Source organism: Rhizobium sp. L43, assembly GCF_002531725.1.
GTDB lineage: Bacteria > Pseudomonadota > Alphaproteobacteria > Rhizobiales > Rhizobiaceae > Rhizobium.
In genome coordinates, this window is the sequence record NZ_NWSQ01000008.1 from 128,364 (window position 1) to 150,541 (window position 22,178).

17 protein-coding genes and 1 pseudogene are annotated in these 22,178 nt (G+C 60.8%); 8 read left to right on the top strand and 10 right to left on the bottom strand.

The genetic code is table 11. The features are described 5' to 3' along the window. The first annotated feature begins 111 nt into the window (after window positions 1–111). Complete coding sequence (locus tag CO667_RS12505; RefSeq protein WP_097618670.1) at window positions 112–375, top strand: PbsX family transcriptional regulator; 264 nt, start codon at window positions 112–114, stop codon at window positions 373–375. Continuing rightward, window positions 375–734, top strand: a complete 360-nt coding sequence (locus CO667_RS12510; protein ID WP_097618671.1) for a type II toxin-antitoxin system PemK/MazF family toxin — start codon at window positions 375–377, stop codon at window positions 732–734. The genes CO667_RS12505 and CO667_RS12510 overlap by 1 nt, the downstream gene beginning before the upstream one ends. A gap of 590 nt (window positions 735–1,324) precedes the next feature. Here CO667_RS12510 and CO667_RS12515 read toward each other — a convergent pair. Next, window positions 1,325–1,864, bottom strand: coding sequence for a hypothetical protein (locus CO667_RS12515; protein ID WP_097618672.1), 540 nt, complete (start codon window positions 1,862–1,864; stop codon window positions 1,325–1,327). Window positions 1,865–2,248: 384 nt separating this feature from the next. On the opposite strand from CO667_RS12515, the gene CO667_RS12520 reads away from it, so the two are divergent. Further along, on the top strand, window positions 2,249–3,130 hold the full coding sequence (locus tag CO667_RS12520) for an MBL fold metallo-hydrolase (RefSeq protein WP_097618673.1): 882 nt from the start codon (window positions 2,249–2,251) through the stop codon (window positions 3,128–3,130). 26 nt (window positions 3,131–3,156) lie between these two features. Further along, window positions 3,157–3,930 (top strand): aminoglycoside phosphotransferase family protein, encoded by a 774-nt coding sequence (locus CO667_RS12525; RefSeq protein ID WP_097618674.1) that lies wholly within the window; start codon window positions 3,157–3,159, stop codon window positions 3,928–3,930. On the opposite strand, the gene CO667_RS12530 is transcribed toward CO667_RS12525, so the two are convergent. Beyond that, a complete protein-coding gene (locus CO667_RS12530) occupies window positions 3,931–4,974 on the bottom strand; it encodes a magnesium and cobalt transport protein CorA (protein WP_097618675.1) in 1,044 nt (347 codons plus the stop codon). It abuts the gene before it with no gap. A 312-nt stretch (window positions 4,975–5,286) separates the two neighbouring features. Then, window positions 5,287–5,997 carry a DUF4272 domain-containing protein gene (locus tag CO667_RS12535; protein ID WP_097618676.1) on the bottom strand — a complete coding sequence of 237 codons (711 nt, stop codon included), beginning with the start codon at window positions 5,995–5,997 and terminating at the stop codon, window positions 5,287–5,289. A 201-nt stretch (window positions 5,998–6,198) separates the two neighbouring features. On the opposite strand from CO667_RS12535, the gene CO667_RS12540 reads away from it, so the two are divergent. Next, window positions 6,199–8,082 (top strand): HAMP domain-containing methyl-accepting chemotaxis protein, encoded by a 1,884-nt coding sequence (locus CO667_RS12540; RefSeq protein ID WP_097618677.1) that lies wholly within the window; start codon window positions 6,199–6,201, stop codon window positions 8,080–8,082. A gap of 66 nt (window positions 8,083–8,148) precedes the next feature. Here the strand turns inward: CO667_RS12540 and CO667_RS12545 are convergent, their stop codons facing one another. The 5 genes from CO667_RS12545 to CO667_RS12565 form a co-directional block, all read right to left on the bottom strand. Beyond that, window positions 8,149–9,600, bottom strand: a complete 1,452-nt coding sequence (locus CO667_RS12545; RefSeq protein ID WP_097618678.1) for an NCS1 family nucleobase:cation symporter-1 — start codon at window positions 9,598–9,600, stop codon at window positions 8,149–8,151. Window positions 9,601–9,739: 139 nt separating this feature from the next. Further along, window positions 9,740–10,867 (bottom strand): alpha/beta fold hydrolase, encoded by a 1,128-nt coding sequence (locus CO667_RS12550; protein WP_245433130.1) that lies wholly within the window; start codon window positions 10,865–10,867, stop codon window positions 9,740–9,742. A 254-nt stretch (window positions 10,868–11,121) separates the two neighbouring features. Then, the gene (locus CO667_RS12555) at window positions 11,122–14,193 is read right to left on the bottom strand and encodes an efflux RND transporter permease subunit (protein ID WP_097618680.1); all 3,072 of its coding nucleotides are present in this window, start codon (window positions 14,191–14,193) and stop codon (window positions 11,122–11,124) included. Further along, entirely contained in the window at window positions 14,190–15,275 is a 1,086-nt protein-coding gene (locus CO667_RS12560; RefSeq protein ID WP_097618681.1) for an efflux RND transporter periplasmic adaptor subunit, read from the bottom strand. The genes CO667_RS12555 and CO667_RS12560 overlap by 4 nt, the downstream gene beginning before the upstream one ends. Further along, complete coding sequence (locus CO667_RS12565) at window positions 15,272–16,345, bottom strand: efflux RND transporter periplasmic adaptor subunit (RefSeq protein ID WP_097618682.1); 1,074 nt, start codon at window positions 16,343–16,345, stop codon at window positions 15,272–15,274. The genes CO667_RS12560 and CO667_RS12565 overlap by 4 nt, the downstream gene beginning before the upstream one ends. Before the next feature lie 110 nt (window positions 16,346–16,455). Between CO667_RS12565 and CO667_RS12570 the strand changes: the two genes are divergently transcribed. Next, window positions 16,456–17,088 (top strand): TetR/AcrR family transcriptional regulator, encoded by a 633-nt coding sequence (locus CO667_RS12570; protein ID WP_097618683.1) that lies wholly within the window; start codon window positions 16,456–16,458, stop codon window positions 17,086–17,088. Between the two features lie 75 nt (window positions 17,089–17,163). Continuing rightward, window positions 17,164–18,243, top strand: coding sequence for a LacI family DNA-binding transcriptional regulator (locus tag CO667_RS12575; protein WP_179874127.1), 1,080 nt, complete (start codon window positions 17,164–17,166; stop codon window positions 18,241–18,243). A 15-nt stretch (window positions 18,244–18,258) separates the two neighbouring features. On the opposite strand, the gene CO667_RS12580 is transcribed toward CO667_RS12575, so the two are convergent. Beyond that, window positions 18,259–19,290, bottom strand: coding sequence for an AraC family transcriptional regulator (locus CO667_RS12580; protein WP_097618684.1), 1,032 nt, complete (start codon window positions 19,288–19,290; stop codon window positions 18,259–18,261). A 224-nt stretch (window positions 19,291–19,514) separates the two neighbouring features. On the opposite strand from CO667_RS12580, the gene CO667_RS12585 reads away from it, so the two are divergent. Next, the gene (locus tag CO667_RS12585) at window positions 19,515–20,666 is read left to right on the top strand and encodes an ROK family transcriptional regulator (protein ID WP_097618685.1); all 1,152 of its coding nucleotides are present in this window, start codon (window positions 19,515–19,517) and stop codon (window positions 20,664–20,666) included. 171 nt (window positions 20,667–20,837) lie between these two features. Here CO667_RS12585 and CO667_RS12590 read toward each other — a convergent pair. Further along, window positions 20,838–22,130: pseudogene (locus CO667_RS12590) on the bottom strand (methyl-accepting chemotaxis protein); the annotation flags it as partial. Window positions 22,131–22,178 lie beyond the last annotated feature (48 nt).

The window sequence follows — 22,178 nt, forward strand, 5'->3', positions numbered from 1 at the left end:
CATCGCGGTACAAGTGCCGCAAAAGCGCGCGCCGTAACCAGAAGCCGCACGCCCGTCCTTGTCGCCATCGAAGAATGTGCTATTTATGTAGCACAAATCAGAGGCACTTAGATGACGAACACAGCAAAGATTCGCCGCCAGGGCGGCGCGACTGTATTTAGCATTCCCCCCGCACTGTTAAAAATGCTCGGGGTGGAAGTCGGCGCGGAGTTGACCTTGGTCGTAAGCAATGGAGCGCTTGTCGCCACGCCAACGGTGGCGAAGAAGAGATATACACTGGCGGAGTTGCTTGAAGGGGCAGATGAGATGTCTGCGCTGAACAAGCAGGCTGCAGCCTGGAACGTCAGCCCGCCTGTCGGCAACGAAGTGTCCTGATGGTTCGCAGCAACGTTCCCAGGCGTGGCGACGTCTTTCTCGTCGACCTGAATCCAGTCGTCGGGAACGAAATGAAGGACGCCCATCGATGCGTCGTGATCAGTCCTCGCGAAATCAATGTCGTGGGAATGTGCCTCACCGTGCCTATCACCACGGGAGGTGTGTTCACGCGCAAAGCTGGACTGGCCGTCAACATCTCAGGTCATAAGACGACAGGGGTCGCTCTCTGCAATCAGGTCAGAGCCCTCGACATTATGGAGCGAGTAAGGCTTAAAACCGCTCGGCTTGTGGATACATTGGACACCTCCACGACCGACGAGATCGTCGCACGAGTGGTCAGTATGATTGATCCGGCTTGATCGCACCGAGATGCTGCAGCATCTCAAAAATGACTTGGTCTGGTATAAAAGCGGCATTGGCTGCGCCAACCCGGTGGAACCGCTTCATTTGGCCTAGCTACGGTCTGCGGTTTTTTCTTCTATAACGACAATGCTAGCGGCATCACCAGACTTGATGATGCCGCATAGTTAGACTACCTTTTAGCTGAGAGTCGTATCATTCGGAGGGAGGGGTACGGCAGTTGGGAACCGGCGACGATGAACAATGTGGTTCACGGTTCCGACGTTCAGGCGAAAGACTATAGCAGCCTTGGTCTGAGGCCACCCCTTGATCAGAACTGCCCAAAGCACGTTGCATGCCTTTATATACGTGCTAGGGAAATGATCGAGTTCGACGCGCATGCGAAATCCTTTCGTGCTTGCGCTTGATGTTGAACCCGGTCAAGAAAAGGAAACCTGTGGCCTTCTCCTAACCGGGGTAGTCACAAGCCCGCATCGATCGTTACCAGCTTTCGATGCGGGTCCTATTAGACCGGTGTTGTCGGTCCATGGTATTTAGCCATGCCATCCTCCGTGTTTGGGCGCTTTAAACAGCGCAGGGTTGATAGAATTCAGGAGTGGCCACCATCCACTCCTGAATTGTTTTTTTCGTCGAGCATGGACATAGAGGGGCTCTGCTTCGCTGCAGACTGCAACAGGCCGGCTTTAGGCCCTAGACTATTGCCCCACTCAACGAGTCCGTATCCAAAACCCTTCACATTGTTGAAAAGTTTGGAACTGGTAAGGAAAGAAGAAAGTGTCTTTGCAGGTATCGAGCCGCCGATCTCTATACCGGCCGCCTGAACGATTGGCAGAAGATCACCAGAAGAAGCCCGATGTCCAGAGTCCAACAGATGTCTTGAGATAACCTCGTTGACCAGAGCGGTTTTGGAGCCCGCCCTTGACTGAGGCTGAACATTTACGACAACGTTTGCGTTAGAAGGCGGAATTTCAGAAGATGCCCTTGGCTTTTCTTCTACGTCTTCAAAGGCTTCGTAGGTAGCAATTAACTTCTGAAGCTGTTGCAACTTCTGCCAGGCTGGAACTCTCGCCAGCTCGGCCTGCAGCTTCTCTCTCTCTCTGTAGACATGGGCAAGAAGGTCGTTCGGCATATCTGGGCCTCTTGATTCGCAGCTACCTTATCTAGAGACCAATCAAGAGCGAAGTCAATGCGCTCTGCAAATCGGTCACAGAGTCCAGAACGGAGCAAGAATTCTTTCTCGGAACCTGTTTGCTTACATACTTTCTCAAAGACACGCTCGATACAAGGAGATCGAGTCTTGAGAGTTTCCTAGTAATAGATACACCGGCAAGACATCCGTGCTGCCAAGTAATCGTGAAGTGAGTAATACGGATCTTGGACACTTAGATGCAGAGACACGGTGCCAAGGCCACATGTAAAAGACAGGTAGAGGCTCGCCTTCAACCATCAGGCATCCGAACAGGATTTGATGTACTGGATAAAATCACCGCGATAACAACAGAGGCAGCCAGACGTGGATCCATCGGTGGAATTGTGCTCCTATCCCGGACTTGACGAGCGGATCGTGATCGTCAGGGCGGGTGACGAAGTGGACGGCGCGTTCGTTCGGACGGAGAGGTTCAATGTCCTGATCGATACGCTCGGCACGCCGGAGCAATGCAAGACGGCGCTCGATCTGCTTGGGGAAAAGGCCGAGGCCCGCCCCTTGATCGTCATCAATTCGCATATGGATTGGGATCACTTCTGGGGCAATGCCGCCGTAGCCGGGCGCGCTCCCATCATCGCGCATGCCGCGGCACTCGACCGCCTGCGTGATCCCTCCGCGCAGCAGGTGCTGAACGACAAGGCGGGCGAGGAAGCCCGGTTTCGCAATGTCGAACTCATCGGCCCCGACATCACCTTCTCCGGCTCGATGGTTCTGAACGGCGGCGATCTGACGCTGGAACTCATCCATACGCCAGGACACACGCCCGACCATGTCGCCGTCTGGATTCCAGAACTTCGCATCTGCCTGGCGGTCGATGCGGTGGAATATCCCATTCCCGAAGTCTGGAGCAGACGTGCCGATGATCTTCGCCTGATCCGCTCCTCGCTGGCGCGCATCCGCGACCTCGGTGCAAGATTGGTCATCCCCGCACACGGCAGGACATCTTCGCCTTCGGCGGTGGATGAGAACCTCGCCTACTTCGAAGCCCTGGCCGATCGTGTCGGCGATTTGAGCGAGAGCCGGCTTGCAGACCCGCAACTCGGCAGCGCCAGCGGATTCCGGCTCGAAGACTTCGTCGCCATCCCCGAGGGGATGCCCGCCGATATGGCGACGTTTTACCGGAACTGCCATGAGACGAACCTTGGCGCGACCGTTCAGGACCGTATCGGAAAGCTGAAATCCGCATAGAGGGATCGCACGCGGGAGGCCATGGCGTGAAACTGTTGGAGGGCGGACGAACCGGGCAGATCTGGCGCAACGGCGATACCGTCGTCAGGCCGTCGGGCGTGTGGACGCCGACGGTGCACCGGTTTTTGCGCCATCTCGGGAGCAGAGGTTTTCGGGGAGCCCCGGAACCCATCAAGATATCACGGGAAGGCCAGGAAATTGTCAGCTATGTCGCCGGGCGGGTCTGCGAAGACCTCGGCGATCCGTCTGTCGGATCGGAGCGCATGCTGATTTCGGCGGCCAGGCTTCTGCGGGATTTTCATTCGGCATCTGAAGGGTTTCTCGAAGGGGATGGCGAGGTCCAGACATGGATGCTACCGCCGCGGGAGCCGCGCGAGATCATCTGCCACGGCGACTATGCGCCTTACAATGTCGCCGCCGTAAATGATGAGGCTGTCGGGATCATCGATTTCGATACCGCCCATCCCGCACCGCGCCTGTGGGATCTCGCCTATGCGGTCTATCGCTGGGCGCCTCTGTCCGATCCCGCCAATCCCGGCGTGGCATTCGGCCTCGACGACCAGCTGCGGCGGGCGGAAATCTTCTGCTCAGCTTATGGCGCGACCGTGGAAGAAAGGCGCCAGCTTCCCGAGATGATCTGCAGGCGGCTTCAAGCACTCGTCGATTTCATGTTGGCAAGTGCCGCGGCCGGGGACGAGACCTTTGCGGAGGATGTAGCGACGGGAGACGCCCGGCTCTATCTGAACGACATCAGCTATGTCGGCATCCACCGGGACCGGCTGCTGGAAGCACTGTGCTGATTAGAGCCACCTCCTCCGGCGAAAGAAGCCGAAAAGCCCGAGGCACAGGACGGCGATGACGCCGAGCACGACGAAATAGCCATACTGGAATTTCAGCTCAGGCATATCGCTGAAGTTCATGCCGTAGATGCCGGCGATTGCGGTGGGCACGGCGAGGATCGCCGCCCAGGCGGCGAGCTTGCGGGCGATCGCCGTCTGCTCCGTCTGGCCGATCATCACGCTGGCCTCGAAGGCAAAGGCGAGAACCTCGCGCAGCGCATCGATATCCTCCTGAACCCGGCGCACGTGATCGGTCACATCGCGAAACAGCGACTGGAGCGTCGGATCCATGCCGGGAAGATCGATATGCTCGTAGCGCCGGCAGACGTCGACGAGCGGCACGACGGCATTGCGCAGCCGCAGCAGCTTGCGCCGCAAAAGGTAAAGCCGCTCGATGTCGGATTTTTCCAGCTGCTCGCGCAACACCAGGTCCTCGAGCTTCTCGACTTCCTCCTGCACGACCTCGATGACGGGCATGTAGTTATCGACGATGAAATCGAGGATCGAATAGAGAATGTAGTTCTCGCCGTGGGCAAGGGCGGCCGGCGTCGCCTCGCATCGCTGCCTGACCGCCAGATAGGAGGAGGATTCTCCGTGGCGAACGGAGACGACATAACCGCGACCGACGAAGAGATGCGTTTCGCCGAAGACGATTTCGTCGTCCTTCATGTGGGCGGTCCGGGCGACGATGAACATCGCCTCTCCGTAAATCTCCAGCTTCGGGCGCTGATGGGGCTGCGCCGCATCCTCGATCGCCAGCGGATGGAGATTGAACTCGGCCTGGATCTGGTGCAGCAGCACTTCATCCGGCTCGTGCAGGCCGATCCAGACGACCGCATTCTCCCGACCCCGCCATTCACCGGCCTCTTCTATCCTGATGTCGCGGATGCGTTGCCCTTGCTGGTAAACGGCGGCAGCGACGACGCCGGGCCGTTCATAGGGCGGCGATGCCGAACCGCTGCCTTCGCGCTTGGGAATAGTGTTCCGATCCTTCAGCTGCTCCAATCCTGCGTCCTCCCATCCCGCGCGGATCAAAGATCCACAACCAACGCCGGTAGGCGTCGCATCGATCATAATGCTATTTCGTAAAACATGCATCTGCCTCAGCGTGAGGGCTGAGCGGGTCTCGCGCCGCCGGCAAAAGCGCGGAACGGCGACCGAAATGCTTGAGACTCGTCTAATTTATCCGCGATCCGATAGCCATGCGCGGATATCCTCCAAGGAGCGAATGAGGATCGAAGAATTGTCACGCGACGATATGAAACGCCGAACGCAATACGAAGGAGGTTCCATCACCTTATCGAGGCGTTAGAAACATCAGGTGTCTGTAGTGATATCGTCCCAGTCCTGATCCATATAACCGATCAGCCAGTTGAGGGCGTAGTGCCATTCATAGACCACGCCTTTGTCCAATCCGGCAGGTGGCTCTTCGCCCTTTAGTCGCGCGTTCACGGCGGCCCAATCGTAGCGGTAGATCAGGTCGGCAGCGTCGAGCAGCTCTTTCTGCGGGCGCAGCTTGGCACGGCGCATCAGCCCGTCCGTCCCCAGTTCGCGAAGCGTATTCGCAATGGAGGGAACATCGCAAATATGGTCGGGACGTTCGAGCTCCGGCGAAATCCCCAGCGCCCACAGCATGACGTGGACACCCTCGTATCGCCAGGCGAAATTCGTCCGGTCCTGATCCGAGGGATCGGGATCATCCATGAACGCCTTTTCCCTAGGGGTGAAAAAACCTGCGGCGTCGAACTGCCGGATAAGAGCCTGCCCCATGGCGTGGTCGCCGGTTTCGCCTTTTACGGCAACGATCGCCAGTGCGATGGTGCGCTGGACGACGAATTTCGTATTTCGGCGGGTGCTTTCGCTCTCGGGCTCGATGACCGGCAGATGATCGATGGTCGGCACGCCCTCCGATTGAAGCTGGGCGATGGATCGGGCTTTGCGTGCTTGCCCCTCATCGGCGGATTGCGACAGGGTTGCCTGCACCGGAATGATCAGGGCAAAAAAGGCGGAAAATATGCGCTTCATCATGTCCGGCTCCTCTCATCTCCAGCGACGCAATCGATAAACATTTCCGGCGCTACCGGGATATGGTTTGCGCAAATGCGACGTCGGTTTTCCGGAAAAGTGGTAAACGGCATTTTACAGATGGAGCAAATCGTTAAATTTTTTTTGTTAGAAAACGCCTCATCCCGTCCGGTCTGAAGCCGGAAGTTCGATCGAGGACTTTCAATGCGTCGTCCAAACATCAAATCCAGTTTGCTGTTGATTTTCAGTGGCATAGCCATTCTTTTCGGTCTCGTCGCCTATCTCGCGGTCGACGGCCTTCGAAAGACGAACGGCTCGACCGAAGAGATTGCGACCCACTGGCTGCCGAGCGTGCAGGCCTCGCAGGCGATCAATCTCGCCATGACGAATTTGCGTCTCGCCTATCGTGATCACATCATCGCGCAGTCGGAGGCGGAAAAGAAAACGCGCGAAGAGGCCATCAAAGTCGCCGAGGATACAATTGGCAAATCGGTGGACGCCTATCTTCCGCTTGCGTCATCAGACCACGAGCGCGAACTGATCAAGACGATCAAGGAGAGCGTTGGAGGCTACATCGCCAGCAGCTCGCAGCTGCTCGCGCTGTCCCGCGCCAACAAGACCGAAGAAGCCGGGCAGTATCTGGGCGGCGAGATGCGCTCCTATTCGGATAAGCTCAAGGAAGCCACGACGACGCTGGTCGAATTGGATGTCAGCGGCAGCAACAAGGCCGCCGCCCTTAGCAAGGAAACCTTCGACTCCATAGAATTCTATCTGCTCGTCGCCATCAGCGTTGCAGGCTTGCTCGTTCTCGGCTCCGTCGCCTTCGTGCTGACGGGCATCGCCAATCCGATCACCGGCATCACCGCTTCGATGCGGCGGCTGGCCGACGGAGACACCGGTTCGGAGATTCCGTTTGCCAACCGGGCTGACGAAATCGGATCGATGGCAGGCGCAGTCGAGATCTTCCGCGAAGCCGCGATCACCAACAAGCGGATGGCCATCGAAGCCGAGGAAAACCGCAACAGGGCGGAGGCCGATCGCGTTGCCGCTCAGAAGCAGGCGGAAGCCGACGCATCGGAGCGGTTGCGCATCGCCACTTCGGGTCTTGCCGCCGGCTTGAAACGGCTCGCCGCAGGCGACCTCGCCTTCCAGCTCAACGAGGCTTTCGCCCCCGATTTCGAGGCGCTGCGCCATGATTTCAATCAGTCCGTCACCCAGCTCGGTGCAACGCTGAGAGCAATTTCCGAAAGCATCGGCACGATCGACGAAGGCACGCGGGAAATCTCCTCCGGGGCGAGCGATCTTTCAAAGCGCACGGAGCAGCAGGCGGCCTCGCTGGAAGAGACGGCGGCCGCACTGGAAGAGATCACCGCGAACGTGTCGAACTCCAGCAAGCGAACCGAGGAAACGCGTACGGTCGCCACCGAGGCAAATCGCAGCGCCGGCATCTCCGCGGAAGTCGTTTCCCACGCCGAAGAGGCGATGGAGCGCATCGAGACCTCGTCGCAGCAGATTTCCAACATCATCAGCGTCATCGACGAGATCGCTTTCCAGACCAACCTTCTCGCGCTCAATGCCGGCGTGGAAGCGGCAAGAGCCGGCGAGGCCGGCAAGGGCTTCGCGGTCGTCGCCCAGGAAGTGCGTGAACTCGCCCAGCGCTCGGCAAGTGCCGCCAAGGAAATCAAGGGCCTGATCCAGAACTCCTCCAAAGAGGTGGAAAGCGGCGTCAAGCTGGTGCGCGACACCGGCCAGGCCCTGAAGACCATCGGCGGCTTCATCACTCAGATCAATCACCATATGGATTCAATCGCCACCTCTGCGAAAGAGCAGTCCATAGGCCTCAGCGAAGTCAATGTCGCGGTCAACCGAATGGACCAGACCACGCAACAGAACGCAACCATGGTGCAACAGTCGACCGCGGCATCCGATTCACTCGCACAGCAAGCCCAGAAGCTTCGCGAACTCATCGCCCAGTTCAGGCTTGACGACGCGGCTTCCAGCCAGTCATCAGCCCTTCGCTCGACGGCGAGATCGATGGCGCAACCTGCAGCCCGTTCAGCGGTGCATGCCGTCGCCGCGCGCCGCTGAACCAGGCGTCAGCGGGAAACCCGCCATGAAAGGCGCCCGGCGATTGCCGGGCGCCTTTTCATTTGGTCATGACGCGAAGGCTGGATTGCGCCGCGCGCCCATTCTCAATACGAAATAGATCGCCCCGCCGATGGCGACGCCGAAGAACCAGCCATAGGTGCCCCACCAATCCGGCAGGATGCTGGTGAAGGTCGGCAGGATCGAGGAGAACAGCGCGCCGACCGCAAATGCGATGAAGGCATTGCCGTGCCATCCGTTCTGGAAGCGGAACTCACCATTCTCGTGGTAGAGCGCCTCGACGTTCAGCTGGCTCTTCCGGATGAGGTAGTAGTCCACCATCATGATGCCGAAGATCGGCCCCATCGTCGAACCGATGAAGTTGACGAAATGCGCCGCACCCGTCTCCCAGGGCGCGAAGGGATAAAGCACCAGAGCGATCAATGCGGCGATATATCCGCCGCGTTTGAAGTTGATCTGGCGCGGGAAGACATTGGCAAAATCGAAGGCCGGCGAGACGAAGTTCGCCACGACGTTGATGCCGAGCGTTGCGATCGCGAATGTCAGTGCCGCAAGCAGCGCCAGGAACCAGCTTTCGAATTTCGCCGATATCATTTCCGGATGCAGCAGCACCTCGCCGTATACAGTGAAGGCGGCCGTAGTGGTGACGCCTGCGACGAGGCAGAAGGCCAGGAGGTTGATCGGCAGGCCCCAGAGATTGCCTTTCCGCAGCGCCTTTTCGCTCGTTGCGTAACGCGAGAAGTCGCAGAAGTTCAGGTAAAGCGCCGCGAAATAGGTGATCCAGGTGGCGGCCACCGCGGCAAGTGCTGCGATCGATCCGGGTTCCCCCGGCACGCCGGCATCCTTGGTCTTTTCGATCAGCACGTCGCGCGGGATTTCAGAACCGAAGGAGAAGGTACCTGACTTGACGACCAGATAGACGGCCAGAATCAGCATCATGATCCAGACGGCCGGACCGGCCCAATCCTGGAACCGGCGAACCGTTTCCATCCCCCGCTGAATGATCAGCAGCTGCAGCGCCCAGACGATGACGTAGCAGATGAGTTCGAGGGTCGAGTGGCCGAGCATGTGGCTGTTCTGATGAAAGGCAAGCAGGCTCTCGTTCCTGATCAGCAAGGCGACGATGGCCCCGGATGCGGCGGCGGTCTGCGCGCCGTACCAGAAGCAGGCGACCACCGCTCGGACCAGTGCCGGAACGTTGGCGCCGAACGTGCCGAAGGAGGCGCGCGCCAGAACCGGAAAGGGTACGCCGGTGCGCACGCCGGCATTGCCGACCAGGCTCATCAGCAGGAAGATGACCAGAGAGCCGATGCCGATGGCGATGACGAAGTTCACGAAGCTGCCGCACAGCAGGAACAGGCTCGCCGCCAGATAATAGCCCCACAGGCTGTGAACATCGGACGTCCAGACGTTAAAGATACTGAATGCACCCCATTTACGCTCCTCGGCGGGTGCAAGATCCTCGTTGTATAACGAGGGAGACGGATTTCGAATGCTCATGAATGCCCTCCCATATCCCCTGAGGCCGACTCGACCACGGGCGGAAGTCTGCGCTTCATTTAGGCATCTGACAATTTAATAGTCACATTGTACACAATGCTGGCGGCCGCATGTACAGAGTGCTCCCAAGGCGTTCGGGTCATTGCGCGCCGACCACACGCCCGGCCAGCCGAAACGGACTAGCGACCGCGGCGCCGGCGGCATCGAAGACATAGGCGCCGACGTCGCCGGCGCTCGAACGCCGGCCGCTTTCGAGGGAGGCAAGCTGCGCGCCGAACTTGGCGAGCGATGCGTAGCGGTCGTGTCCGAGCCCATCGGATGCCTGGATCGAGGTGATGTCGATGACCCGCAGCCTTTCCCTCAAAGCAGCCTCCTCGATGACGGGATCGTCGATATCGAGGCGCCCGACGCGCGCCCGCTCGCCGGCGATGAAGCTCGAGGCGACCAGCGCCCGGTCGTCCTTCGAAACAAGAAGGGATATCGGGATCGGCATCCGCCCGATATCCTTCAGCTGGGAACGGAAAACATCGACGTCGATGTCGGGAGCGGCCAGGATCACCGCCAGTTTGGCGATGACGTCATCGCGATGCTGCAGCTTGAGCTGGCGCACCGTTTCCATGACAAGGAACCCGCCCATGCTGTGGCCGAAAAGAATGATGCGTTTCACCTTGCCGGACGCCGAGAGCGATGTGACGAGGGAATCGAGATCGCTGCGCGAGGAGAGTGCTGCATCACGATCGCCGACATAGCCGGCGACGGCTGCGGCCGAAGGCCAGGAAAACAGGATCGGCGCGCCCGGTATTTTGGCGTCCGCGGCGATCTGCGCGGTGCGATAGAGCGCCTCCTGGTAACTGTAATTGTAACCATGCACGAAGACGCCGATGGTGCCGTCGGGCTGCATGAAGGCGAGTGCCTCCTGCACGAAAGCGTCTTTGGGCAAGGGCTTGCGTCCGATGACGGCAAACTGCCGTTCCGGATCCGGCTTCGCGCTGGGGTAGGTGATGGCCGTGTCCTTCCTGCCGGGAGGAACCGAAAACTCGTACTGCTCGTAGGTTGGGTTCTCGGCCCATACACTGCCGAACCCGCCCCGCACGCTGTCGGCGGTTCTGTTGGTCACAGCCAGCACGCTCACCCTGTCCGGCGCCGTCTCGGAATGAACCGTTTCACTCAGATGAACGGGCTTCAAGACCTCAGGCGATGGTCTCGTGGCGCAGCCGGCAAGCGTCGCAAGGCCGATCGCAACGATGATGGCTGGGACTGTCTTCATGAGCCCTTGAAGCCCTGCCGTTGGTCGCCATCGCGGAGCTGCCGTTGGCAGCTCCGGAGAATGTCGTTCCGTCATCGATCCGCTCCCCGGAAACCAAAAACTCTCGGGCCGCATGGCTCTGCCCCTCTCCTCATCCGGCATGTCGTTCCCACTCCGGCGTGGGATGGCATCGCCTTCACCATCCCACCATTTTGTCACGGCCGTGTTGCAGCGGCCGCCGCGCGGCCATAGGCGATAGCCGTCGAAGCATGCCCTCATGCCTCTGCCACGGCATCGGCCTTGACATTTTCATCCCGCGGGATCCGGAACCACGCGACATAGAGCGCGGGCAGGAACAGCAGGGTGAGCGCGGTGCCGACGACGATGCCGCCCATCATGGCGTAGGCCATCGGCCCCCAGAAGATCTCGCGCGAGATCGGGATCAGCGCGAGCGTGGCGGCCGCAGCCGTCAGCATGATCGGCCGCATACGGTGTTCGGTCGCCTCGATGACCGCCTGCCACGCCGCCATTCCTTCGCTACGCAGATGCTCGATCTGCACGACCAGGATGACGGAGTTGCGGATCAGGATGCCGATCAGCGCCAGTATGCCGAGGATCGCGACGAAGCCCATGGGCGCATTGCTCAGCAGGAGTGCTGCGACCACGCCGATCAGGGCCGTCGGCGCAACCGCAAACACCAGGAACAGGCGGCTGAAGCTCTGCAGCTGGATCATCAGGATCGTCGCCATCGTAAAGAGCATCAGCGGAGCGACAGCGGCAATCGGCCCCTGCGCCTCGGCGCTGGATTCGACCGCGCCGCCGATTTCCACCTTGTATCCGACAGGCAGGGTTTTCTGGAACTCTTCCACCTTCGGCTTCAGCTGGTCGACGATCGTGGCCGGCTGCGTCGAACCGAGGACGGCTGCCTTGAGCGTGATGGTGGGCTGCCGGTCGCGACGCCAGATCGTCGGCTGCTCGAGCTCGTAGCGGAAATTCGCCACGGCCGAGAGAGGCACGACCTTGCCGTTGGAGGTGGAGAGCTGCAGATTCTGCAGCGTCTGAATGGAATCGCGCTCGGATGCCTTGGCCCGGCCGATGACATTGACCAGGTAGATGTCGTCGCGGATCTGCGTCGCCGTCGAACCTTCGACGATGCCGTTGAGGGCGGTTGCGATATCCTCGGAGGAGACGCCGAGCTGGCGCGCCTTGTCCTGCAGGACATCGACCTTCACGACGCGAGACGGCTCGTTCCAGTCCAGGACCATGTTCGACAGCAGCGGATGCGAACCGACGACGCCGGCAAATTGCTGCGAGATGTCGCGAACCTTTTGAATATCGGGGCCGCTGATCCGGTACTGGACCGGCTTGCCCACCGGCGGGCCGATATCGAGAAGCTTCACGAAGGCGTCGGTGCCGGGGAAGGTCTTCGTCAGATAGTCCTGCAGCTCCGCCCGCACCTTGTCGCGCACGTCGAGCCCCTTCGTGACGATGATCGTCTGTCCGAAGGTGACATCGGGCGTCTGCACGTCGAAGGACAGGATGAAGCGCGGCGCGCCCTGGCCGACATAGGTCGTCCAGTGATCGATATCCTTGTTGTCGGCCAGCATCTCCTTTTCGAACCTGGCCATCTGCCTGTTGGTTTCGGCGATCGAGCTGTTGTGTGGCAGGTTCCAGTCGATGACGAGCTCGGTTCTGTCCGAATTGGGGAAGAACTGCTGCTGCACCAGCCCCATGCCGCCGACCGAAAGAGCGAAAACGCCGATCGTCAGCACGATGGTGACCCAGCGCCAGCGCATCGCCAGCCCCAGAAGCCAGGAAAAGACGGCGGCGAAGCGGCCCTTCTTCTCGTGATGCGACTTCATCGTCTTCGGCAGAATGGTGACGCCGAGAAGCGGCGTGAAAAGCACCGCGACAATCCAGGAAACCACCAGCGAAACCGCGATGACCACGAAAAGCGTGAAGGTGAATTCACCGGCGGCGCTGCTGTTGAGACCGACCGGGATGAAGCCTGCGACGGTGACGAGCGTTCCCGTCAGCATCGGAAAGGCCGTCGACGTATAGACGTGGGTGGCGGCCTTTCTCAGATCGTCGCCCGCCTCCAGGCGGGCCACCATCATCTCGACGGCGATCATCGCATCGTCCACCAGCAGCCCGAGCGCGATGATGAGCGCGCCGAGCGAAATGCGCTGAAGCGAAATGCCGGAATATTCCATCACCACGAAAGTGATGGCGAGCACGAGAGGAATGGAGATCGCCACCACCATGCCGGCGCGAAGACCGAGGCTGATGAAGCTGATGACAAGCACGATGACGATGGCTTCGAAGAGCGCGCGGGTAAAGCCGGACACCGCTTCGTCGACGACAGCAGGCTGGTCGGAGACGCGGTGGACGTCCACGCCGATCGGAAGATCGGAAACGACCTGTTTCATCCGGGCGTCGAGCCCCTCGCCGAATTCCAGGAGATTGGCGCCCTGCTTCATGCCAATGGCAAGCCCGATCGCGGGCTGGCCCTTGAATCGGAACAGCGACGAGGGTGGATCGACGTAGCCACGCTTGATCGTCGCGACGTCGGTCAGGGGGAAGAAGCGATCGTTGATGCGAAGGTTGATTGCCCGGAGGCTATCCTCGGAGGTGAATTGTCCGCTCACCCGCAAGGCGATGCGCTCCGGCCCGGCATCGACGAAGCCGGATTGGGTGACGGCATTCTGCGCCTGCAGGGTCTGGATTACCGACTGCTGGTCGATGCCGAGAGCTGCGATCTGGCGTGTGGAGAATTCGAGATAGATCGCCTCGTCCTGGGCGCCGATCACATCGACCTTGCCGACATTGGGCACGGTCAGAACCTCGGAGCGGGCGTTTTCGACGAGATCGCGAAGCTGCCGCTGGGTCAGCCCGTCGCTGGTGAAGGCGTAGATATTGCCGAACACGTCGCCGAAGCGGTCGTTGAAGAAGGGACCGACGACTCCACTCGGGAAATCGCCCTTGATGTCGGCGATCATATTGCGGATGCGCAGCCAGGTCGGCGCGACATCCCTGGCCTTGGTCGTCGGCAGCAGCTCGACGAAGACGGTCGTCTGGCCGGCAACGGTCTCGCTCTTGGTGTAATCGAGCGATTCCAGTTCCTGGAGCTTCTTCTCGATCCTGTCGGTCACCTGCCGCGTCACCTCTTCAGCGGAGGCGCCGGGCCACTGGGCTGTGATCACCATCGTCTTGATCGTGAAGTTCGGGTCTTCCTCGCGGCCGAGGTTCAGATAAGAGAAGGTGCCGGCGAGAATGAAGACGATCATGAAGTACCAGACGAGCGAACGGTGTTCGAGCGCCCAGTCGGAGAGATTGAAGGACTTCACTGGCTGATCTCCTGGTCGATCCTGATGGCCTGGCCATCTTCAAGTTTATGCACGCCCGCCACGACCACCCTTTCTCCAGGGGCGATCCCTTCGGTGACGCGGACGGTGCCGCCGTCTTCCACGTCGCCGTCGATCTTGACACGGCGCAGCGATACCTTTTTGGCCGGCGCATCGACGATCCAGACGCTCGGGCCGTCGCTGCCGGCAAGGATGGCCGAGGACGGCAGGACGATCTCGGGATCGGCGGCAATGGTTGCAGAGGCGGTTATGACCGAACCGAGCCTGAAGGCTTCAGGCGGATCGGTGAGCGCGATCTTGGTCCTGCTCGTGCGGGTGGCGGTCTCCGCCTCCGGCGCGATTTCGCGCACGATCCCCGAGGTCCGGATTGAAGGATCGAGCTGCAGCGTCACGTCGAAGGGCGCGCCGATTTTCAATTTCTGGGCGGCGGCCTGGGGCACGTCGACCACGGCGTCGCGCTTGTCCGGCCGGGCGATGGTCACCACCGTCTGGCCGGCCGAGACGACCTGGCCGACCTCGGCCGAGGTCGCCGTCACGAGGCCGTCGAATTCCGCCTGAAGCTGTGCGTAGCCGAGCTGCTCCTTGGCCTTGTCGAGGTTGGCCTGCGCCTTGGCAACGGCAGCCGCGGCCGTCCGTCTCGCCTGCTCGGCCTCTTCGAGCGAAGCTTCCGTGCCCGAGCGCGATTCCACCAGCGCGCGCTGGCGCTGCTCCGTGGTCACCGCGTTTCTGAGCTGGGCATCGCTGTTTTCCACGTCCGACTGGGCGTTGCGCACGGCAAGCTCCAGCGCCAGCGGATCGATGGCGGCAACGACGTCGCCCCGCTTGACGATATCTCCGACATTGACGTTACGGGCGATCATCCGCCCGAGAATCCGGAAGCCGAGATCGGTCTCGATCATCGGTTCGATCGTGCCGGTGAGGCTGAGGCTCGTAGCGGGCGTCTGTTTGACTGTCGTCGACAGCACCGGACGGGGTGCTTGCTCCTTGCTTTCCTCCTGCTTGGTGCAGGAAGAGATCAGGGCCGTACCGATCATCAGTGCAACTATCTTGGGACGAATACTCACTTGGAAGCTTCCTTGACATAAGACACGATTTCACCCGGCCTGAGGAACTTGGTTCCGTCGGTCACCACGACCTCTCCTTCCGACACGCCCGCCTTGACGATGAAGCTGCCGGTCTCGTAGCCGGCGACATCCACCGCCCTTGCCGAAACGGCAGAGGATGCGGGGTCGACGATCCAGACGGCCGGCTTGCCGGCCTTGGAGGTCATCGCAGACCAGGGAAGCTGGATGACGTTCTGCGAGACGTAATTGAACCTGCCGACGACGGGAGCACCGAGGGGGATCGGAGCGTCGCTCGATATCGCGACCTTGACCTTGATGGTTCCGGTGGAAGAATCGATCGTCGGTGAAATCTCGCGCACCTTCGCCGTTATCTTCTGCGAGGGATCCGACAGCAGGGTCACGGTCCCGTCGCCGTCGATCGGGCGCAGGAATGCGCTTTCGACCACTTCGAAGACGGCATCCCGGTCGCCGTCATGGGCAAGGGTGAAGACGAGCTGGGCCGCCTGCGCCACCTGCCCGACCTCGGCATTGCGGGCAGTGATCACGCCGTCGGCATCCGCCTTCAGCTCCGTGTAGGACAGAGTATCCTGTGCGGTTTCCAGCAGCGCCTGCGCCGACTTCGTCGATGCCTGCGCGGTCAGAAGCGCCTCCTGCGCCTGGTCGAGTGCCGCGCGCGTCGTCACCTGCGTTCGAAACAGGCTCTGCTGCCGGTCATATGCGAGCTGCGCCTGGGTCTGCTGCGCCTCAGCCGACTGGAGATTGGCAGCCGCCACATCCAGTTCGGCCTTCTGCTCTTCCGGATCGATCCGCGCCAGCAGCTGCCCCGCCTTCACGGACTGCCCGACCTCCACCAGCCGTTCGATGATCTTGCCGCTGACACGGAACGACAGATCGGTCTGGACACGGGCGCGGACCTCTCCGGTGATCGCGCCGCCCTGAACCAGCGGCTCGGGTTTGGCGACGACGACGGCGACCTGCCGCGGGCTCGGCTCCGTCGGACCGCCCGCATCGCTGCATGATCCGAGACCGATGGCGCATACGATCGCTGTGGCGACCAGAATGGTTCTCATAGTTGACCTCTTGCTCTCAACGGCAGCTGCTATATAATTGACTGACGCATTAGTCAATGAAACTTTGTGCCGCAGGGACGAGGCGCGCACGACACGGGAGGCAAGGCAAAATGGCAGCTCAAAAGAAGCTCACCCGCGCGGAACAGAAAGCGCTGCGACCCATCCAGATTCTCGATGCCGCCTTCGAGGAATTCGTCAGATGCGGTTTTGCGGGCACGCGCGTCGAAGACATCGCCGATAGGGTGGGCGTCACCAAGGGCACGGTCTACGTCTATTTCGAAACGAAGGAAAAGCTTTTCGAAGCGATGATCAACCACTTCTCCGTGCCGTTCCAGGAACTGCTGGGGATCACCGAGAGCCTCAGCGGCAGCGTCACCGACAGGCTAACCTCCATTCTCGGGCTGCTCTACGAACAGATCGCCGAGGATCGCACGACCCGCGAGCTCACGCGGCTCGTCATTGCGGAGGGACATCGCTTCCCCGACCTGATCGACCAGCACCACGATCAGTTCATTGAGCCGATCATCGCCAAGGTCGACGCCCTCATTCTGGAAGGGGTTGCGTCCAAGGAGTTTCGCGAGGTTCCGGTGGAATTCTCCGACATCGTGGTCGCGCCCATCCTGACCACGACGGTTCTGCGGCTGATATTCGACGATCGCCGGGTGCCCGCTCCCAACAAGGAGGCCTTCCTGCGGACCTATTTCGACCTGCTGCTGCACGGCCTGCTTGCCAAGTCTCATTGATCACAGAATGACGAAAAATACCACGCGAAGCGCATAGATTTTCTCAAGTTTTTATGTAAAAACATTGAGTTAGCGATGCCTTCGAAGGCATGGCCTCAATTCGTGACGGAAAAAGTGGAACGCAAAGTCAATCTCAAGGATGTCGCGCGCGATGCCGACGTGTCGCTGAGCACGGCCTCGCACGCTCTCAACGGAACCGCGCCGCTGACGATCGAGGTGCGCGAGAGGGTTCTGGATTCGGCCAAACGCCTGGGTTACCTCGACCGGCGGCGGAAGAAGGCGACGATCGCGGCGTTGCGTGTGCTGCTTCTCGCCATTCCCGACGATGCCGCGCCGGAAAGCGACCTCAACCTGGTGAGCTGGACGATCCTCAACGGTCTCAGGAGGGAGTGCGAGCGCCGCGGCATCCGAATCGTGCCCTTCGTCAGCACCGGCCGGCGCATCGACGGCGCTCAGGTCAGACAGATCGCACTCGCCGAGCGTGCCGACGGCATCGTGGTCCTGAACGACGATCAGCCGGAACTCATCCGCAGCCTCGCCTCCCCTGATATGCCGGTTGTCATCGTCAATGGCGAGGATCCGGCCATGCTGGTCGATACGGTGACACCCGAAAACCGCTTCGGAGCACGGCTCGGCATCGAGCACCTGCTGGCGCTCGGGCATCGCCGCATCCTGCATCTGACCTGGAAGGGCCGCACGACGATCCAGCGTCGATATGACGGTTTTTCCGATGCCTATCTCGCCGCCCAGCTCCCGATGCCCAACGATATGATTCTGGAGGCCGAGGGATATGAGCCAAGACACGGCGAGGCGGCCATCAACGCGCTGCTCGACCGCGATCCCCAGGTGAAAGGCGCGACCGCCGTCTTTTGCGCCGCCGACAATCTGGCGCTCGGCTGCCTGAAGGCATTGGCCGATCGCGACATCCGCGTGCCCGAAGCGATCTCCGTCCTCGGTTTCGACGACATCGTCCCCGGCGAGTTCAGCCGCCCGCCGCTTTCGACGGTCAGCGTTCCCACCGACAGGCTCGGCGCCGCCGCACTCGCGCTTATCGAACAGCGGCTGATCGCCAACGATCCGCAACGGCCAGCCCATCGTCTGGAACTCGGGTGCCACCTCGTCCTGCGCGGCAGCATTGCGCCGCCGCGCATCTGAAAGATCACGCCGCGCTTAGCGCGGCGAGTTCTCCGCCCGCAGGCGCGTGTCGCGCGGGCTTTCTCCGAAAGCACTGCGATAGATCGCAGAAAACCTGCCGGGATGAAAGAAGCCCCACGTGGTGCAGATGTCGCGAAGCGTTTGCTGGTTGAAGGGATCCCGCAATTGGTCGTGAACGGCTTTCAGCCTGATTGTGCGCAGATAGGCGCCAGGTGACGTTCCTCGGAAGGCCTTGAAGCCCGTCTGCAGCGCGCGGAGTGAAATCCCGACTTGATCCGCAACCATCGACATGGTGAAAGGCTCGGCGATATTGGCGTGCATATAGTCGATGGCGCGCCGGACATGCCACGGTGCGACAGCCGACACTTTCTTCTTTTCGAAATGGCCTGAAAGACGATGATGGCCAAATCGAATGACGAGGTCGGCGAGCGTTTCGCTCATCGTCGATACGGCAAGCGGCGAGGATAGAAGCGGCCCGCCATTGCGCATGCCCTGCACGATGGTTTGCGCGAGGTTGCCGATAAGCCGGCCTGACGCTGTAGCGAGGTCCACGACGGGTTCTAGATCGATCGAATCGAGAGTCGGCGTTTCCAGGAGAGAAAAGAGCGTTCGCCTTACGACTTTCCAATCCAGCAAAAGAGCATCCGAACAGTGCTGATCGCCTTGAACCACCCGATCACCGGCTTGGTGGTTGTTGGCCATGAGAATACGGCCTGCCCTCCCTTCGACCGTCCGGTTCCCGACCGTTAGGCGAAGAGATCCTGAGTGCGGAATATAGAAGGCCAGGTGTTGCGGGGTTTCATCGAGCGTTCGAACTTCGAAGGAGCTCTGAAAAACCGAATGAACCGCCGTCAGCGTACCGCTTGCTCTCAAATCGGTGGCCCAGGCAAAGTTTCGATCGCTGTGCAGCGGTTTCGCGCCAAAGACCCCATAGCCTGTCGTAAAGGCTTGCACCATCGACTCGAAGTCACCACCCTCATGAGTTGGCGTGAAGCCGTAGTCACGTTCGCGCGGATACGCCGGCTTCTGAGATCTCAACCATACCATGCAGCTCGGTTCTTCTCCTTTTCACAGCCCGCCGATCCAAGCGCTCTCTATCCCCTCGGACACCGTCCCCTCGTCTCCACGAAATACCGTTCTCTCGGCTGGCTTGGCCGGCTTCGATGCGGTAAGCAGGACTTACAAATTGGGGACCGATCCTCGGTTTGGTAGAAGCAGGCCTTTCCCTCGGCAGGTTTCACACCTGCAGTGTAAATCAAAACGATCCGAAAATGAAGTACGTCCCTCTGAATCATGTTGCGAGGCAATTTTTGCGGGATACGCAACCTGCGCGCGTGGCCTCCCGCAATGAGCGGGACCTTTTGCGGCTGATCTGGAAATCCCCGGGGATCGAACGCTCCGATCTGACCGAGCCGCTCGATCTCACCCAGCAATCGTTGCACAGGATCGTCGGGCGGCTTCACGATCGGGGAATGATCGTCTTTTCCCCCTCGGAAACTCGACGTCCCGGACCGCCCAGTCCGGAGCTTAGCCTGTGCAGAAATTGGTGTTTGACGCTCGGTATCTCCGTCAATGTCGGCTCGATCGGCCTCTGCCTGATGGGTTTCGGAGAACCGTTGGAAAACATGGAAATTCCGCAGGCCGGATCGTCGCTCGCCGCGGAGATGGCGCGGATCGAAGCGGCAGTCGAAGAGCTTCTTGCCCGCCGGGATGCCAAGCGGCGCGATATCCTCGGTGTGGGTCTCGGCGTCGCCGGCCACCGCATGCTCGACACGGCCTTCAACTGTCCTCTGCCGCTTGCTCATTGGTCGTTGATCGACCTGGCGCCCGTGCTCGGAGAGCAGCTCGGCCTGCCGGTCTGGGTAGACAATGTGGCCAGAACCGCCGCTTTGGCGGAAGCGATTTTCGGCGTCGGCCGCGATGTCGCGGATTTCGCCTATATAGCCCATCTTCACGGCTATGGCGGCGGCCTCGTTTCCGGCGGAATGCCGTTCCGCGGCAGTTTCGGCAATGCCGGCGAATATTCCGTTCTCTTCGATCGTCGGGAATACGACGATCGCCCCGCACTCAGCCTCCTGCTTCAACATCTTCATGCCAATGGCCGCTCCGACCTGACGCTGAAGGACTTGAAAAACGAGGCTTTGGTGGATTGGGATGGCGTTGCGGAATGGGTCGACCGCGTCGCGCCGGCCCACAATCGCGCCATCAATGCGATCTGCGCAGTCTTTGACCCGGCCTTAATCGTGCTTGGCGGCGGGTTTCCGCATTCGCTGGCAAGAATGCTGATGGAACGGACCGAATTCAACAATCTGCCTCGGCACGGCGTCCTGCGTGACGTCCCCAGCCTTGCGGTGGCTGAGGTCGTCGATGCCCCCGGCGCCATCGGCGCAGCCTTGATCCCACTCTTCGAAACCGTTTTGTGACAACGAACTCCCAGGCCGAAAACCTCTGTACCGTGTCTTGAACGAATGCCGATCGCCTGGCCGACAAGCCGAAGGACCGGTGAGGAAATCAAACGGCTCAGGCGATCGGCCTGAACCGCTCCTGTGCGACGCGGGAAGGCCGAGCCTCCCCGCCGCATTATTGCATCTATCTTAGAATTCGGCCCATTCTTCCTGCTTCAGGGCCGTATTGCCGCGCGCGACCGGCGGCCGGCCGGCGCTGGCGCTGGGGTTGCGCACAGGAGTCGCCATAGCCGTGGCGGTTCTGCGGAGCGCCGCGACCTGGGATGACCCGCTGTCGCCGAGCTGGAAGCCGGCGATGAGATCACGAAGGCGGCCTGCCTCGCCGGCAAGCGTTGCGCTCGCCGCATTGCTTTCCTCGACCATCGCCGCATTCTGCTGCGTTACCTGATCCATCTGGTTGACGGCGGTGTTGACTTCCGAAAGTCCCAGGGATTGCTCCTTCGCGGATGTGGCGATCGCATCCATGTGCTGGTTGACCGTGACGATATAGTCTTCGATGGTCTTCAGCGCCTGGCCGGTTTCGCTGACGAGCCTGACGCCGCTCTCCACTTCGACCGAGGAGTTGCGGATAAGGTCCTTGATTTCCTTGGCGGCTTGCGCCGAGCGCTGGGCAAGCTCGCGCACTTCCTGTGCGACGACCGCAAAACCCTTGCCGGCATCGCCGGCACGCGCCGCTTCCACGCCGGCATTCAGCGCCAGCAGGTTCGTCTGGAAGGCGATCTCGTCGATCACTCCGATGATATTGGAAACCTGGTTCGAGGACTGCGCGATCTTCTGCATGGCATGGACCGCATCCGCGACGACCTTGCCCGACTGGACGGCGCTGGTATTGGCCTGCACCGCCACCGTGCGGGCTTCGTCAGCGCGTTTCGAGGAGTTCGAAACATTTGCGGTAATCTGGTCGAGGGCGGCGGCGGTCTCTTCAAGCGAAGCGGCCTGCTGTTCGGTGCGCTTGGCAAGATCCTGGGCGCTGATGCTGATCTCACGCGTGCCGCTGTCGATCTGGCCGGTCGATTGAGCGACGGCGCGCAATGTCTGCTGGAGCTGCGCGACGGCTGCGTTGAAATCGGCCCGCAGGCTTTCGAAATCCGGGGCGAAAGACTGGGTCAGTTGGAAGCCGAGGTTTCCGCCGGCAAGATGCTTCAAGCCGTCGGCAAGACCGGAGGTCGCCTGCGCCATCTGCTCTGCACGAAGGCGGTCCGCCTCCGCCTTCTGCCGGCGCTCTTCCTCGGTCATATTGCGGTTGGCGGCGGCCTCTTCCTCCAGTCGCTTGGCGGCCAATCCATTGGCCCGGAAGACTTCGACGGCGGAGGACATTTCACCGATTTCATCGCCGCGGTCGGCTCCGGGGATATCGAGGGCGAGGTTGCCGCCGGCGATGGCACCCATCGTTTCGGTCAGGCGGCGGATCGGCCGCACGATCTGTCCGAGGCTGACGGCAGTCGCGATGGCCAGCGAGACAAGCGCTGA

Excerpts from the sequence above, each read along its gene's own strand:
- CO667_RS12505 (WP_097618670.1), top strand. The coding sequence starts at position 112 with ATGACGAACACAGCAAAGATTCGCCGCCAGGGCGGCGCGACTGTATTT.
- CO667_RS12510 (WP_097618671.1), top strand. The coding sequence starts at position 375 with ATGGTTCGCAGCAACGTTCCCAGGCGTGGCGACGTCTTTCTCGTCGAC.
- CO667_RS12515 (WP_097618672.1), bottom strand. The coding sequence starts at position 1,864 with ATGCCGAACGACCTTCTTGCCCATGTCTACAGAGAGAGAGAGAAGCTG.
- CO667_RS12535 (WP_097618676.1), bottom strand. The coding sequence starts at position 5,997 with ATGATGAAGCGCATATTTTCCGCCTTTTTTGCCCTGATCATTCCGGTG.
- CO667_RS12540 (WP_097618677.1), top strand. The coding sequence starts at position 6,199 with ATGCGTCGTCCAAACATCAAATCCAGTTTGCTGTTGATTTTCAGTGGC.
- CO667_RS12545 (WP_097618678.1), bottom strand. The coding sequence starts at position 9,600 with ATGAGCATTCGAAATCCGTCTCCCTCGTTATACAACGAGGATCTTGCA.
- CO667_RS12550 (WP_245433130.1), bottom strand. The coding sequence starts at position 10,867 with ATGAAGACAGTCCCAGCCATCATCGTTGCGATCGGCCTTGCGACGCTT.
- CO667_RS12565 (WP_097618682.1), bottom strand. The coding sequence starts at position 16,345 with ATGAGAACCATTCTGGTCGCCACAGCGATCGTATGCGCCATCGGTCTC.
- CO667_RS12570 (WP_097618683.1), top strand. The coding sequence starts at position 16,456 with ATGGCAGCTCAAAAGAAGCTCACCCGCGCGGAACAGAAAGCGCTGCGA.
- CO667_RS12575 (WP_179874127.1), top strand. The coding sequence starts at position 17,164 with ATGCCTTCGAAGGCATGGCCTCAATTCGTGACGGAAAAAGTGGAACGC.
- CO667_RS12580 (WP_097618684.1), bottom strand. The coding sequence starts at position 19,290 with ATGGTATGGTTGAGATCTCAGAAGCCGGCGTATCCGCGCGAACGTGAC.
- CO667_RS12585 (WP_097618685.1), top strand. The coding sequence starts at position 19,515 with ATGAAGTACGTCCCTCTGAATCATGTTGCGAGGCAATTTTTGCGGGAT.